The following is a 14,958-nucleotide window of genomic DNA, read 5'->3' on the forward strand; positions in this document are numbered from 1 at the left end:
TGCAAACTCCACCATAACGATGAACCCGGTGGCCACCAGCGACGCCGCATTCCGGGGTGGGGCATGCCCCACCCCGGAATACACCATCGCCTACACCGGAAATTACACCACGAGCGCGGACGCTAACTTCTCAGCATGACCGTGGTTCGTTGCTGGCGGAGCTGCTGCTGACCATGGGCGAGGCGGTGGTCACCGTTGACGCCCATGGTACCATCGTCCTGTTCAATCGCGCCGCCGAACATCTGTTCGGCTATGCCGCCGAGGACGTGCTGGGCCAGCCGCTCGGCGTTCTGCTGCCGGAAGCCAGCCGGGCAACCCATGCCGAACATATGCGCCGGTTCGCGCAAAGCGGTGACGGCCGGCAGATGATGGAGGGGCGGCCGGAGATCCAGGGTCTGCGGCGCGACGGCTCCACCTTCCACGCCGCCGCCGCCGTCACCAAGACCTGGCAGGGGGGATCGATCTTCTACACCGCCGTGCTGCGCGACGTGACCGAGCGTCGCCGCGCCCGCGAGGCGATCGAGGAACGCAACCGGGTGCTCGCGGCACTGGCCCAGGCGCAGGAGAATTTCATCACCGGCATGCCGGTGACCGATGTGTTCTCGGGCATGCTGGATTTGCTGCTCGATGTCACCGGCAGCGAATACGGCTTCATCGCCGAAGTCCTAATGACGGCGGACGGCGAGCCCTATCTGCTGGCCCACGCCATCAACCAGATGAACTGGGATGCCGACACTGCCCGGTTCTACCGGGACAAATGGCAAAGCGGCATCGAGTTTCACGATCTCGACTCCCTGTACGGCGAGATCGTCACCACCAACGACGTGGTGCTGGCCAACACGCCCCCTGCCGACAGCCGGTCGGCGGGTGTGCCGCGCGGCCATCCGCCGCTCAACGCTTTCCTGGGTGTGCCGATCCGCCGCGGCGGCGTGGTGATCGGCGCCATCGGTCTCGCCAATCGCCCCGGCGGCTACGAGACCGACATGCTGCCGGGTCTGCGACCGATCGCCTCGACGCTCGCCGCGCTGATCGAGGCCTACCGCAGTGGCAATGAGCGCCGGCGTACCCTTGAGGCGCTGCAGCGCAGCGAGCGATACAGTCGCGCCCTCTTCGAGCATGCCACTGTCGGTCTGATGCTGGTGTCACTCGACCTGACGGTCATCGACGCCAACCGGGCGGTCGAGCTGTTGCTCGGCTATGACGTGGGGGCGCTCAACGGGCAACGGCTGGCGGCGCTCACGCCCAGCCGGTATCACGCCATGGATCGCATGCAGTTCGGGCAGGCCTGCCGCACCGGCGTGCTGGACGGCTACGAGAAGCATTTGCTGCACCGGGATGGCGATCCGGTGCCCGTGCGTTTGCATGGCCGGCTGATCGACGATGACGGCGAGCAGCTGCTGGTGCTGGAAGTCGAGAATCTGACGCCCGAGATCCGGGCGCGGCGTACCGAGCAGAATCTCGCCAAGGCGCAACGCATCGCCAAGCTTGGCACCTGGGAATGGCACATCGGTTCCGGCGAATTCTGGCTGTCGGATGAGGCACTGCGGACGCTCGGGCGGACGGCCGCCGAGGATATCTCCGGCATTGATGCCTTTGTCGCGCTGGTTCACCCCGACGATCAGCCAAGCTTCCGCGCGGCGATCGAACAGACCTTGCTGCATGATGACGACCTGCGGCTGACGCACCGGGTGGTGCAGCCCGACGGCGGGATCCGGGTGGTCATCCAGCAGGCCGAGATCGAGTACGACATCAGCGGCGCGCCGGTGCGCATGACCGGCACCATGCTGGACAATACCGCCCAGGCGCAGGTCGAGGAACAGTTGCGCCAGGCCCAGAAGATGGAGGCGGTGGGTCAGCTCACCGGCGGCATCGCCCACGATTTCAACAACATCCTGGCGGTGATGATCGGCAACCTCGACCTGATGTCGGAACATGTCGCCGATCCGATGGCGCGTGACATGCTGGAGAAGTGCATCTCGGCCGGCGAACGCGGTGCCTCGCTGGTGCGCGGCCTGCTGGCCTTCGCACGGCAGCAGCCCCTGCGGCCGGAAACCATCGACATCAACGCGCTCGTCGCCACCATGGCGACGCTGCTGGCGCGGGTGCTCGGCGAGACGATCGACATCGTCCTGCGTCCGGCGGAGACGTCCTGCCGGAGCCAGGTCGACGGTGCCATGCTGGAAAGCGCCATCATCAACATGGCGATCAACGCCCGTGACGCGATGCCGGATGGCGGCACGCTGACGCTGGCGACGGGCGATCTCACGGTCGGCGCGGACGTGCTTGACGACAGCAGCGCCGATCTGGCGCCGGGACACTATGTCTGCCTCACCATCACCGACACGGGCGTGGGCATGTCGGAGGCGGTGCGACGTCGGGTGTTCGAGCCCTTCTTCACCACCAAGGGGCTGGGCAAGGGCACCGGGCTTGGCCTGTCGATGGTCTACGGCTTCGCCAAGCAGTCCGGTGGCACGGTGCGTGTCGCCTCGCAGCCGGGGCATGGCACGACGATCACGCTTGTCCTGCCGGCGCTGGATGGCGGGAATGCCGACACGCCGACGGACTCCGGTGCGGCGGCCGCAGCACGGGGGACCGACCCCGAACGCGGCTGCGTCCTGCTGGTGGAAGACAACGCCGACATTCGCGCCGTCAACGCGGCGCTGCTGCGGCAGTTCGGCTTCGAGGTGATCGACGTGCCGGATGCCCGCTCGGCGCTCGACGTCCTGCGCGGGGAACAGGACATCGTCCTGCTGTTCTCCGACATCCTGCTCAAGGACAGCGCCAGCGGCGTGCAGCTCGCGCAGGAAGCGCGCAGCCTGCGGCCAGCGTTGAAGATCCTGCTGACCTCCGGCCATGAGCGGCCCGCCGCGGCCGGTCCCGACAGTGATGTCGGCTTCCTGCCCAAGCCATACCGCGCCGCCGAGCTGGAGGCGGCGATCCGCCGGATGGTGGCCGGCGAGGCCCCGGAGAACGGCTGATCAGGTCGCCGGTGTCGCGCGCAGGGCGTGCCGGCCCCACAGGAACAGCACGCCACACAGCGTCATCAGCAGCAGGATCAGGCCGGCCTGCACGCCGGTCCAGCCCACTTGTCCCAGCAGCACGCCGGCGAGGATGGCGGCCACGGACGATCCGGTGAAGACAATGAACTCGGCGGTGCCCTGAATGCGGGCGCGGGTGGCCGGCGTCGTGCCCCGGGTGATCAGGGTGGTGCCGGTGACGTAGAGAAAGTTCCAGCCCAGCCCGACCAGGATCAGTGCCGCCGAGAAGTGCCCCAGCGTCTGGCCGCTCAGGGCGATGATGGCGGCCAGCAGCATGGCGACCACGCCGGCCACCATCACCCGGGGCAGGCCGAAGCGGCGCACCAGCTCGCCGACCACCAGGGCGGGGCCGAACATCGCCAGCACGTGGGCCTGAATGACATCGGTGGATTCACCGGGGGTGAAGCCGCAGCCTTGCATGGCCAGTGGCGTTGCCGCCATCACCAGCGACATGCCGCCGGCGGCGGCGGTGGCGGCGACGATGCCGGTGAGGACGCCCGGCGAGCCCCAGGGGCGGGGCGGCGCCGGAGACGCCGGCGCGGCGGTGTCGTCCGGGCCGGCCGGATGCGCGGCGCAACAGGGGGCCAGCGGAGTCACCGCCAGCGGCAGCAGGGCGAGCGCGGCGGCGGCGGTCATTACCAGGCTGGCGCCGGCGAAGGTGATGGGCGCCATCCACGCTTCCGCCCACCCCACCAGGGTTGGCGCCGCGAACGCCGCCACCAGCGAGCCGATCAGCACCCCGGAAATGGCGCGCGGCGCATTGTCCGGATCGACCGCCTCGGCGGCGGCATAGCGGTGGAACTGGCTGACGCCGAAATACAGACCCTGGACGAAGCAGCCGGCGGCCAGCAGGGCGAAGCTCATCCGCTGCACGCCGATCAGGGTCAGCACGCCGCCGAGAATGCCGGCCAGCGCGCCGAGCAGGAACACGGGCCGGCGCCCGAGGCGGTGCATGGCGAACGAGGCCGGGACGGTGGCGACCGCCGTGCCGACGGTCGCCAGGGCGACCGGCAGGGTGGCGACATCGGCGCGGCCGGCGATGCTGGCGGCCGCAAGGCTGGCATAGGCGACCTGCGTCATGGTGACGACCAGTGAAAAACCCTGCGCCACGGCGAGGCCCATGACCGTCGGCCAGCCTGCCTGCCACCAGTGTAGAAACCTCTGCCTCATCGCGGCCCGACCATAGCCGCGCGGGGTCGCCGCGTCGACGGCGGAGCGCGCGCCATGGCGTTTGGTCACAGGGTGGCGTGGGTTGCAGCGCGGCTGCCGGCGGACTTTCAGCCGTGGTGACTGGCGATCCACTGCTTGACCACCGGCGAGATCATCTCGCGCCAGCGGCGGCCGTTGAAGATGCCGTAGTGGCCGACCTGTTCCGCCATGTAGTATTTCTTCATGTCGGCGGGCAGCTTCCTGGCCAGTGTCAGCGCGGCCCTGGTCTGGCCGAGGCCGGAGATATCGTCGCGCTCGCCTTCGACCGCCAGCAGCGCGGTCTTGCGGATCTTGCCGGGATCGACCGGCCGGTGGCGGTGCATCATCTCGCCCTTGGGCAGGGCGTGGCGCTGGAACACCGTCTCGACGGTCTGGAGGTAGAATTCGGCGGTCATGTCGCACACCGCGCGATACTCCTCATAGAACTCCTTGCTGGCTTCCGCGCTCTCGCCATCGCCCTGGACCAGGTGCTTGTACATGTTCCAGTGGCTCATCATGTGGTTGCCGAGGTTCATCGACATGAAGCCGGCCAGCTGCATGAAGCCCGGATAGACCCGGCGGAAGGCGCCGGGGTAGATCACCGGCACGGTGGCGATGGCGTTGTGCTCGAACCAGGCCAGCGGCCGGCGCTCGGCCAGCGTGTTCACCGTGGTCGGCGCCTCGCGGGTGTCGATCGGGCCGCCCATCATGGTCAGTGTGCGCGGCGCGCACGGGTGGTCGTCGGCCGACATGAACGAGACGGCGGCATAGGCCGGCACCGAGGGCTGGCAGACGGCGATGGCATGGGCGCCGGGGCCGATGGTCTCGAAGAATTCGATGATATAGTCGATGTAGTCGTCGAGATCGAAGAAGCCCTGGGCCACCGGCACCATCTTCGCGTCACGCCAGTCGGTGATGTAGACGTCGTGGTCGGGCAGCATCTGCTCGACGGTGCCGCGCAGCAGGGTGGCGTAGTGTCCTGACATCGGGGCGACGATCAGCAGCTTGGGGTCCAGCCCGTCCTCGCGGCCGAGGCGCACGAAGCGCTTGAGCTGGCCGAACGGCTTGCGCAGCACCACCTCCTCCTCGATCGGTACCTGGCGGCCGTCGATCACGGTGTGGGTGAAGCCGAACTCCGGCTTGCCATAGTGGGCGCTGGCGTGGGCAAAGACGTCGAGCGCGTGCGCCGCCGCTGTTCCGGCTTCCGTGTATGCGAAAGGATTGAGCGGGTGCAGCAGAAAACTGGTGCCGGCGGTGGCAAGCGTGCTGAACTGCGACAGCGCCTGCTTCTGGAACTCATAGACGGAATACAGCATCGATTACCCGCTTTCTGTTGTCGCCGTGCTCGCGCAATGCCGTGATTTTCCGGCTTCTTTGGCGCATTTGACAATCAGGTTACGTCGGTTCCAGTGAATGTCTAGCGCTTCAAGCTTGCAAACTGCTTAAGCCTGCACGGCGTGTCACGAAGTCGAGCCTTTTCAAGGCTATAGTTGCGATGCAACATGAATAGGTGTTCATTTTTGGAGGGATGGGATGAGCGAATCAGCACTGGACCTGATGGACCCGAAACAACTCAGGGGCCGTTCGGCGGTCGTCACCGGGTCCACCAGCGGCATCGGCCTGGCGGTCGCCGAGGGGCTGGCGGCGGCCGGGTGCAATGTGGCGCTGAGCGGTTTCGGTGACGCGGCGGAGATCGAGGCGACCCGCCAGCGGCTGGCGGCGCTGGGCGTCAGGGTCACCTGGTCGCCGGCCGATCTCAGCCAGGGGGAGCAGGTGCGCGGCTATGTCGAGCAGGCGATCGCCGATTTCGGCGCGGTCGACATCCTGGTCAACAACGCCGGCATCCAGTTCGTCGCGGCGGTGGAGGATTTCCCCGACGACAAGTGGGAGAAGATCGTCGCGCTGAACCTGTCGGCGGCGTTCTACGCCACCAAGGCGGCGCTGCCGGGCATGAAGGCGCGCGACTGGGGGCGCATCGTCAATATCGCCTCGGCCCACGGGCTGACGGCCTCGCCGTTCAAGTCGGCCTATGTCTCGGCCAAGCATGGCATCCTCGGCCTGACCAAGACGGTGGCGCTGGAGTGCGCGGAGGCCAACATCACCTGCAACGCCATCTGCCCCGGCTACGTCAACACGCCGCTGGTGGCTGGTCAGATCAAGGATCAGGCGAAGGTGCACAACATGTCGGAGGCCGATGTGGTGCGCAACGTCATCCTCGCCTCGCAGCCCAACAAGCGCTTCGCCGAGACGGCGGAGATCGCGGCGATGACGCTGTTCCTGTGTTCCGACGCCGGCCGTTCCATCACCGGCGTGCCGCTGTCGATGGATGGAGGCTGGACCGCGCGCTGACGTGGAAGGCGCGCCAACGCACAAGGCCGGCCCTCGGGTGAGAGGACCGGCCTTCCGGATCTGGCGACGTCCGCCGGCCTTACTGGGCGTCGGACGCGATGTAGGCCTTGACGATGGTGGTCGGGTTGCGCGGCGGCTCGCCCTTCTCGATGCCGTCCACCGCGTCCATGCCCTCGATCACCCGGCCCCATACCGAATACTGGCCATCGAGCCAGAAGGCCGGCGCGAAGCAGATGAAAAACTGGCTGTTGGCGGTGTTGGGGTCATTGGTGCGGGCCGCCGACACGGTGCCGCGCACGTGCGGCAGGTCGTTGAACTCGGCCGGCAGGTCCGGCAGCTTGGAACCGCCCATGCCGGTGCCGGTGGGGTCGCCGCCCTGGGCCATGAAGTCCGGGATCACCCGGTGGAACTTGGTGCCGTCGTAGAAGCCTTCGCGGGCGAGCGTCTTGATCCGCTCGACGTGCTTGGGCGCCTTGTCGGGCCGCATGAGAATCTTGACGGTGCCGCCGGTGGACAGTTCAAGGACGAGGATATTGTCAGCATCCGCCGCCGGAGCGGTGGTTTCAGGGGTCTGGGCCATAACGCCTCCTGTGAGGCCGAGGAGCGCCAGAAGGCTCAGCAGGATGCGCCGCATCGTCAGGGACTCGCTCGGAACGGATTGAACGGGTTGGTCTTAACCGGGTTGATCAGCGCTGCTTTACCCGCGCCTTCACCTCCTCGGCAATAGCCGGCGGCACGAAGGCGGTGATATCGCCGCCGTAGGAGGCGATTTCCTTGACCAGCCGGGAGGCGATGGGTTGCAGCGCGACGTCGGCCATCAGGAACACGGTCTCGACGTCCGGGTTGAGCTTCTGGTTCATGCCGGCCATCTGGAACTCGTATTCGAAGTCCGACACCGCGCGCAGGCCGCGCACGATCACCGAGGCGTTCTGGGCTTCGGCGAACTTCATCAGCAGCGCGTCGAAGGCGACCACCTCGATGCAGTGATCAAGGTCGGCGGTCTCGCGCCGCACCTGCGCCACCCGTTCCTCCAGGGTGAACATCGGCGACTTCGACGGGTTGGTGGCGACGCCGATCACCAGCCGGTCGACGAGCTTGACGCCGCGGCGAATGATGTCGAGGTGGCCCTTGGTGATGGGATCGAAGGTGCCCGGGTAGACCCCGATGCGGGGGCGGGAAGAGGGGGTGTCGGCAGACATATCTCTCTCTCGATTGCAGGTTGGCGACCCTGGTTCTGGTGGTCTCGATGGTCCGGCCGGCGCCGTCAGCGGTCGCGCTCCACGGCAAAGCGGGCGACCGCGCGCAGCAGATCGGCCTCCTGGCCGAAGCCGGACAGGTGCGCGATCGCCTGGTTGATGAGGAAATCCGCCTGCTGGCGGGCGCGCTCCAGCCCCAGCAGCGAGACGAAGGTGGCCTTGCCGGCGGCGGCATCCTTGGCCACTGCCTTGCCAGTGCGGGCGGAATCACCTTCCACGTCGAGCAGATCGTCGGTGATCTGGAAGGCCAGCCCCAGATCATGGGCATAGCCCCGCAAACGGGTGCGCTGGTCCGGGCCGGCCTTGCCCATGATGGCGCCGGCCTCGACACAGAAGGAGATCAGCGCGCCGGTTTTCAGCTGCTGCAACCGGGTCGTGGTCGGCAGGTCGAACACGCTGGTCTCGGCGGCGATGTCCATCGCCTGGCCGCCCACCATGCCGGCCGGGCCGGCGGCGCGGGCCAGTTCAAGCACCAGCTCGGCGCGTACCCGTGCATCCTCGTGGGTGGCCTCGTCGGCGAGAATCTCGAACGCCAGCGTCAGCAGGCCGTCCCCGGCCAGCACGGCCATGCCCTCGTCGAACGCCTTGTGGACGGTCGGCTTGCCCCGGCGCATGTCGTCGTTATCCATGCAGGGCAGGTCGTCGTGGACCAGGCTGTAGCAATGGATGCACTCCACCGCCAGCGCCACCCGCAGCGACCGGTCCTTGTCGACATGGAAGAGGTCGCAGGCGGCGACCGTGAGCAGTGGCCGCATCCGCTTGCCGCCGCCCATGGTGGCGTGTCGCATCGCCTGGTAAAGCCGGCGGCGCGGATCCTCCGGCAGCTGGAGCAGGCGGTCGAAGCGGTTGTCCATCGCCTGGGCGAGGGCATCGAGCGCGGGTTTCAGGGCGGCGGAAGGGTGCATTCCGTCACCCGGCGTCGAACGCCACGGCGGACTGCGGGGTGCCATCCGCGCCGATCTGAAGCTTTTCGATACGCGCCTGGGCGTCCTTGAGTTTGGTCTCGCAGTGCTGCTTGAGCAACGTGCCGCGGGTGTACAGGGCGATCGAGTCCTCAAGGCTCGCCTCGCCGGCCTCCAGCCGGTGCACGATGCCTTCGAGCTGTTCAAGCGCGGCCTCGAAACTCAACGCCGCAATGGTCGTGCTGTCTGTCATGGCCTCCCCGCGCATTCCACAGCCTGTTCTGGCGAGCCGTCGCCGGTGGGTCAAGTCCCCAACGCCGACGCCTGTCGCCGGGCGCGAGGCGCGGCGATGCTTGCGGGACGTGGCGAAGAACTTCCGCCGCGAAAGTGCCTGCCATGATGGCCGGCGAAGTCCGTCAGTAATATGGAAACCGGAAATGATGACACGATGGTTGCCGTATTGTCGGGGCGATCTATTGGCCGGCGTACTGTTCAGTGCCGATCGGTTGTCTGGAAATCAGTACCGGACCGACACATTGTGGAGTTGGTCACAAACGGTCACCGCGCGTCGATGCGCTGAATGAAGGAGAAATTGCCTGATTGCTTTCAGGTCGTGCAAGGTCGCTGAATATCCCGGGGTGTCGGTGTTGATGATCGACATCGTTACTGATGACCGTATTCATCTCTTCGCGTCATCAACGGAAAATTCAGCATTATCTACCAATTTCCTTGCGTTCATCGATATTGTTTGTGAACGTCATTCTGCACGTCGTGCAGCACAAGGGGGAATGGATGTCCAAGATCAAATCCCAGAGCAAACCCAAGGCCGCCAAACCGGCCGCGCCCAAGGCTGTGGTGGCGAAGCCCAAGGTCACGGCCGCCAAACCGGCCGCGGCTGACAAGGGCCTGGCCAAACTGGATGCGCGCCTTGCCAAGCTGGAAAAGGCGGCCGCCGATCAGAAGGCGGCGCTCAAGGCCATGGCTGCCGAGATTACTGCGCTGAAGAAAGCCGCGAAGGCCGCCGCCAAGCCGATGGCGGCGCCCAAGGCGAAAGCCGCCCCTAAGCCGGCTGCTGCCAGGCCGGCTGCCGCCAAGGCGGCACCGAAGGCCAAGGCTCCGGCCAGGCCTGCCGCCGCGCCCAAGGCGAGCAAGGCTGCGCCGGCCAAGCCGGCGGCGTCGAAGTCCGCGCCCGCTAAGCGGGGTCGGCCGAGGAAGACGGCCTGACAGGCGTTAGCGCACAAGACGGGATGACGCCCGTCGACTTTGCTGAAATACATCGACCGCGTCTCGTTCGAGGCGCGGTCGATTTTGTTGGTGGCATCCTGTGAGGAGGCGGCGGGCGGATGGTCGAGACATGTGATCTGTTCGTCATCGGTGGCGGCGTCAACGGCGCGGCGATCGCGCGCGACGCCGTGGGGCGTGGCCTGCGTGTCCAGCTGGCCGAGGCGCGCGATTATGCGTGGGCGACGTCGAGCGCATCGAGCAAGCTCATTCATGGCGGCCTGCGCTACCTTGAGCAGTTCGCGTTCGCGCTGGTGCGGGAGTCGCTGCACGAGCGCGAGGTGATGCTGCGGGTAGCGCCGCATCTGGTGCGGCCGCTGCGCTTCCTGCTGCCGGTCATGCGGCACCAGCCGCGACCGGCGTGGACCGTGCATCTGGGGCTGCGGCTTTACGATCTGCTGGCCGGTCGCACCGGGCTGCCGCGGTCCGGCCGGTTGTCGCCGGAGCAGGCCGACACCTGGGCGGAACTGAAGCCCGATGATATTCGCGCGGTGCTGCATTATCCCGACTGCCAGGTCGACGACGCGCGACTGGTGCTGTCGCTGTTGCTCGACGCGCGGGCGCGTGGCGCCGTCGTGCGCAATTATTGCCGCGTCACCGCGCTGACGCCGGGTGCGCAGGGCATTGAGGTCACGACGCAATCCGGCGACGGCGCCACGCGTCGGGTGCGGGCGCGGGTGGTGGTCAACGCCGGCGGCCCATGGGCCGATGCGGTGGCGGCGCTGGCCGGGGCCGAGGCGGCCGCGGCGGTGCGGCTGCGGCTGGTGCGCGGCAGCCATATCGTCGTGCGCGCCCCCCGGGGCGCGAGCGCTGATGCCTATACGCTGCAGAACGACGACAGACGCGTGGTCTTCGTGCTGCCATGGCTGGATGGTCGCCTGCGCGTCATTGGCACCACCGATGTGGTGCATCACGGCGCGCCGGAGACGGCGGTGTGCACCGACGACGAACGGGATTATCTGCTGGCGGCCTACAATCGCTTTTTCCGCGCGACGATCGACAAGGCCGACATCGTCTGGAGCTGGGCCGGCGTGCGGCCGCTGGCCGATGACGGCAAGGCCAACCCCAGTGCGGTGAGCCGGGAGTATCGCCTGGATGCCCGGCCGCTGGGGGGCGGCACGCTGCTGTCGGTGATCGGCGGCAAGCTCACCACCCATCGGACGCTGGCCGAGGAGGCGCTGGCGCTGCTGGAATCGTCGCTGGGGCCGCTGCCGCCGTCATGGACCGCCTCGGCGCCGCTGGCCGGGGGGCTGTTGTCGCGGGCCGATCTCGATCTGATGTGGCGTGCAGGCCCCGATGTGGTGCCGGCTGACATTCGCCGCCGCTGGGCCTTCACCTATGGCTCGGATGCGCAGGAATTGTTCGCGCGGGCGCTTGAACCGGCGGCGCGGGCGGCAGTCGCGCCTGGCGTGCTGCATGCCGAGCTTGACCATGCGGTGCAGGTGGAAGACGCGCGCCGCGCGGCCGATTTTCTGTGCCGCCGCACGACATTGCATCTGACGCTCGATGCGGACGACCGGTCGCGCGTCGCGGCATGGTTCGCGGCGCGCGGCGTTGGCGACGTGGTTCAGGCGGAGGCCTGAACGGCGCCCTGTGCCTGGGCTTCGGCCTGCAGCTGTGCCTGCATGGCGAGACCTTCCATGATCGCCTTGTTGACGTCGATCAGGGCGTCGATGTCCGACTTGTTGCGGGCGACCTCGGAGGAGTAGCGGCCGACCCACAGCGCCAGGCTGATGATCTGGGCCCGCAGTGCCTGCGGCAACTGGTTGCCGGGCAGGCCGCAGTCCGTGGACAGCGCCGACCACATGCGGCGATTCCAGTCCAGTGCCTCGACCAGTGGCGCGCCAGTTGCCTGGGTGTCGCGCGCCTTGATGAGCGCGCCGGTTACCTGGGCGAACAGGCGGTACTCGGTCTGTCTAGGCGACTCGGCGACTTGTTGGACCCGACGGTACGCTTGCAGAGACATCAGTCAGCCCTAACACCTTAGCTTCGTATTCGACCAGCTTCCGGCACCCGGTGAGGGCGCGGTAGTGATCATGACGCATCATATCCATGGAAATCTGAACACAGAGTAACTTCATCTCCGGGTTCTCGAGTGCCGCCATCAATTCGGTCATCCGCTCGACGAATTCCTGGTAGTAGGTCGCCGACTTGTCGGGGTCGAGGTAGGCCAGCATGACGGGGAAATAGACGCGCCGGGCCGGCGTTGTCGTCTGCTCCTCGGTGAGGATGTCGCGTTCGCGCAGGATCGACACCTTGTTCTGGATGACGAACGTCGTACGGCGGTCGCCGTTGGTGATGACGGCGCCGTTGACGACGAATTTTTCGCCCGGTTTCAGCGATATTTTCAGTGCCACGGGTGGGTCTCCTTCCGACGCGGACTGTTCGAACCGTAAACGGGGATGGCAAATGAACCGTTAACGCCTGGCGGCGCCCGCCGGAAAATGGGCCTTCCAAAAAAAAGGCCGACCCGAAGGTCGGCCGAGGTGATCCACAAGGGTGGGTGGATTTCTGGTCAGACGCGGGTTTGCAGCACGCAACCGGGACAGACACGTCCGGTCGGGGTATCGCGCTGAGCCGGCGCGCGCCGTAACCACCCACGGCAGCGGCGCCACACAGCTGGTCCCCGCATCCGGTTAACCGTTACCGAACAGGCTCAGGATCGACTTCGGCTGGCTGTTGGCGATGGACAGCGCCTGGACGCCCAGCTGCTGCTTGACCTGAAGGGCCTGCAGGCGGGCGGACTCACGGGCCATGTCGGCGTCCACCAGGTTGCCGATGCCGGTTTCGAGCGTGTCGCCGAGCTTGTTGACGAAGGTGCTCTGCAGCTCCATCGACTTCGAACCCGCGCCCATGACGGTCAGCGACTGGCTGACGTTGCGGATCGAGGTGTCGATGTTGGTGATCAGCGCATTGGCCTCGGTGGCGGTGGTGAAGGAGGTGTCGCCGGCGAGCTGGACGATGTCCGTGGCGGCGAACACGGTGGTGCCGTTCGCCTTCAGCTGCAGGTCCTGGCGATCGACCTCGATCTTGTTGACCGCGTCCGGGCTTACCAGTGCGATCAGGGTGGCGGGCTTGGCCGGCGGCGAGGCCGGGCCGTCGATCATGTTGGTGCCGTTGAAGGTGGCGTTCTTGGCGATGATGCCGATCTGCTCGCGCAGGCGGTTGAAGTCCTCGGCGAGTGCCGCGCGGCTGTCCTCGTCCAGGCCTTCGTCGGCGGCGGCGACGACCTTTTCCTTCATCTGGATCAGCACGTCCTGGATCGATTCCGCGGCCGCCATCGAAATGTCGAGGACCGACGACGCGCGATTGAGCGAGTCCTTCACCGCTTCCAGGCCCTGTTTGTCGGCGCGCAGGTTCTGGGCGATGGCGAACACCGCCGCGTTGTCCTTGGCGCTCTTGACCTCAAGGCCCGTGTTGATGCGCAGCTGGGTTTCCTCCAGCGAGCGGGTGGTCAGGTTCAGGTTCTGCAGCGCGTTGAGCGCCGAGGAATTGGTGTTGATCGAAATAGCCATGGTTCATCTCCTTGTGGCGTCCGGCCGGTCTTTGCCGACCGCTTTCCGTCAGCCACTACTCAGCAAACACCGTGCCAACTTTGAATAATTATACTAACTAATTGAAATATATCGTTAAAAATGAACGTGCGGGCAGAATCTGGCATTGTTTTCTGCGGCAACTTCTGCCGCCGCGCGGTGGCATCGGGCGGTGGCGCGGCCAAATTTGCCGTGGGACACCGGGCCGGAAGTGCCGTCCCGGGGCGGCAAAAAAGATGCGGGCGGGATCTTGCGATCCCGCCCGCATTCCAGGCTGACGTTGTCGAACGTCTTACTTGAACAGGCTGAGCACCGACTGCGGCGCCTGGTTGGCGATGGACAGCGCCTGGAGGCCGAGCTGCTGCTTGACCTGCAGCGACTGCAGCCGGGCGCTTTCCTTGGCCAGGTCGGCGTCCACCAGATTGCCGATGCCCGTGGAGATCACGTCATTCAGCTTGCCGGTGAACTCGATCTGGCCATCAACCTGACGCGACGCCGAGCCGAGTTCGGCCAGCGACGTGTTCATGGCTTCGATGGCGGTGTCCACGGCGGTTGCCGAGGTACCCGCCGCCGCGGCGTTGGCCCAGGTGGCGGTCGTCACCGTCGAGGCCACGCCGGTACCACCGTCGGTCATGAACGCGCCCAGTTCGGTATCGTCCAGCGCCTGGTTGGTGACCGCCAGGCTCTGCGTGGCGTCGGCATCCAGGATGGCGGAGATCGAACCTTCGCCGTTCTTCAGCAGGTTGGTACCGTTGAACGACGCCGAGTTGACGTAGCTCACCAGCTGTTCCGACAGGGCATTGAAGTCGTTCTGCAAGGCAGTACGGCTGTCAGTGTCCAGGCCGGTGTCCGAGGCCGCGACGGCCTTTTCCTTCATCTGGATCAGCGTGTCGGAGATCGCTTCGGCCGCCGAGATGGCGACGTCGAGCGTGCTCTTGGCGCGATCGAGCGAGGATTTGACCGCATTCAAGCCGCCGATGTCGGCGCGCAGGTTCTGCGCGATGGCAAAGGTCGCCGAGTCGTCCTTGGTGGACGCGACTTTCATACCAGTATTGATCCGGTTCTGAGTCACGGCGAGGTCCATGTTGGTCGCAGAGAGGTTCTGCAGAGCGACAAAGGCGGAAACGTTCGTGTTGACAGAGAAGTTCAGCATGGTTGGCTCCTTTCTGGAAGTAACACCGGCTTTTGCCGGTTTGGGCATTTTACCCGTGACCCAGAGGAGCAAGTGGCGTGCCAGATCGCTGGCGCGCCGGAATGTTCCGGCAACCTTCGGTAAACAAAGAAAAAAGCCGGCGGGTTGATGCCCCGCCGGCCAGTTGCTTCTCTATCTGTGTGTCCGATCTTGCCGGCAATAGCTGCCGGGTATGCGATGTTGCCCGGTCAGGCCTGCCGGTTCGGAGAAGCCGGTTCA

At 66.4% G+C, this 14,958-nt stretch carries 14 protein-coding genes; 4 read left to right on the forward strand and 10 right to left on the reverse strand.

Going from position 1 to position 14,958, the window contains the following annotated elements; all coding sequences use genetic code 11:
• Positions 1–149 precede the first annotated feature (149 nt).
• Positions 150–2,978, forward strand: coding sequence for a PAS domain S-box protein (locus tag ABU113_RS16400; protein WP_454560554.1), 2,829 nt, complete (start codon positions 150–152; stop codon positions 2,976–2,978).
• Here ABU113_RS16400 and ABU113_RS16405 read toward each other — a convergent pair whose 3' ends face one another.
• Both ABU113_RS16405 and ABU113_RS16410 read right to left on the reverse strand, forming a co-directional pair.
• On the reverse strand, positions 2,979–4,160 hold the full coding sequence (locus ABU113_RS16405) for an MFS transporter (RefSeq protein ID WP_454560555.1): 1,182 nt from the start codon (positions 4,158–4,160) through the stop codon (positions 2,979–2,981).
• Between the two features lie 155 nt (positions 4,161–4,315).
• A complete protein-coding gene (locus ABU113_RS16410) occupies positions 4,316–5,542 on the reverse strand; it encodes a polyhydroxyalkanoate depolymerase (RefSeq protein ID WP_454560556.1) in 1,227 nt (408 codons plus the stop codon).
• Between the two features lie 217 nt (positions 5,543–5,759).
• On the opposite strand from ABU113_RS16410, the gene ABU113_RS16415 reads away from it, so the two are divergent.
• Positions 5,760–6,575 carry a 3-hydroxybutyrate dehydrogenase gene (locus ABU113_RS16415; protein ID WP_454560557.1) on the forward strand — a complete coding sequence of 272 codons (816 nt, stop codon included), beginning with the start codon at positions 5,760–5,762 and terminating at the stop codon, positions 6,573–6,575.
• Between the two features lie 79 nt (positions 6,576–6,654).
• On the opposite strand, the gene ABU113_RS16420 is transcribed toward ABU113_RS16415, so the two are convergent.
• The 4 genes from ABU113_RS16420 to ABU113_RS16435 all read right to left on the reverse strand — a co-directional run bounded on the left by ABU113_RS16420 (position 6,655) and on the right by ABU113_RS16435 (position 8,986).
• On the reverse strand, positions 6,655–7,155 hold the full coding sequence (locus ABU113_RS16420; protein ID WP_454560558.1) for a peptidylprolyl isomerase: 501 nt from the start codon (positions 7,153–7,155) through the stop codon (positions 6,655–6,657).
• Positions 7,156–7,261: 106 nt separating this feature from the next.
• Positions 7,262–7,774, reverse strand: coding sequence for a pantetheine-phosphate adenylyltransferase (gene coaD, locus ABU113_RS16425; protein WP_454560559.1), 513 nt, complete (start codon positions 7,772–7,774; stop codon positions 7,262–7,264).
• Between the two features lie 65 nt (positions 7,775–7,839).
• Positions 7,840–8,736: a polyprenyl synthetase family protein gene (locus ABU113_RS16430; RefSeq protein ID WP_454560560.1), complete on the reverse strand. Its 897-nt coding sequence runs from the start codon at positions 8,734–8,736 to the stop codon at positions 7,840–7,842.
• A gap of 4 nt (positions 8,737–8,740) precedes the next feature.
• Positions 8,741–8,986: an exodeoxyribonuclease VII small subunit gene (locus ABU113_RS16435; protein WP_454560561.1), complete on the reverse strand. Its 246-nt coding sequence runs from the start codon at positions 8,984–8,986 to the stop codon at positions 8,741–8,743.
• 416 nt (positions 8,987–9,402) lie between these two features.
• Between ABU113_RS16435 and ABU113_RS16440 the strand changes: the two genes are divergently transcribed.
• The gene (locus ABU113_RS16440) at positions 9,403–9,957 is read left to right on the forward strand and encodes a hypothetical protein (RefSeq protein ID WP_454560562.1); all 555 of its coding nucleotides are present in this window, start codon (positions 9,403–9,405) and stop codon (positions 9,955–9,957) included.
• A gap of 119 nt (positions 9,958–10,076) precedes the next feature.
• Positions 10,077–11,597 (forward strand): glycerol-3-phosphate dehydrogenase, encoded by a 1,521-nt coding sequence (gene glpD, locus ABU113_RS16445; protein WP_454560563.1) that lies wholly within the window; start codon positions 10,077–10,079, stop codon positions 11,595–11,597.
• On the opposite strand, the gene flaF is transcribed toward glpD, so the two are convergent.
• The 4 genes from flaF to ABU113_RS16465 form a co-directional block, all read right to left on the reverse strand.
• On the reverse strand, positions 11,582–11,980 hold the full coding sequence (gene flaF, locus ABU113_RS16450; RefSeq protein ID WP_454560564.1) for a flagellar biosynthesis regulator FlaF: 399 nt from the start codon (positions 11,978–11,980) through the stop codon (positions 11,582–11,584). The genes glpD and flaF overlap by 16 nt on opposite strands.
• The gene (gene flbT, locus ABU113_RS16455) at positions 11,931–12,371 is read right to left on the reverse strand and encodes a flagellar biosynthesis repressor FlbT (protein WP_454560565.1); all 441 of its coding nucleotides are present in this window, start codon (positions 12,369–12,371) and stop codon (positions 11,931–11,933) included. The genes flaF and flbT overlap by 50 nt, the downstream gene beginning before the upstream one ends.
• 279 nt (positions 12,372–12,650) lie before the next feature.
• Positions 12,651–13,529: a flagellin gene (locus ABU113_RS16460; protein ID WP_454560566.1), complete on the reverse strand. Its 879-nt coding sequence runs from the start codon at positions 13,527–13,529 to the stop codon at positions 12,651–12,653.
• Positions 13,530–13,839: 310 nt separating this feature from the next.
• Positions 13,840–14,748: a flagellin gene (locus ABU113_RS16465; RefSeq protein WP_454560567.1), complete on the reverse strand. Its 909-nt coding sequence runs from the start codon at positions 14,746–14,748 to the stop codon at positions 13,840–13,842.
• Between the last annotated feature and the right edge of the window lie 210 nt (positions 14,749–14,958).

It is taken from the genome of Parapedomonas caeni, from assembly GCF_041060555.1.
Taxonomy (GTDB): Bacteria; Pseudomonadota; Alphaproteobacteria; order Sphingomonadales; family Sphingomonadaceae; genus CAUJIW01.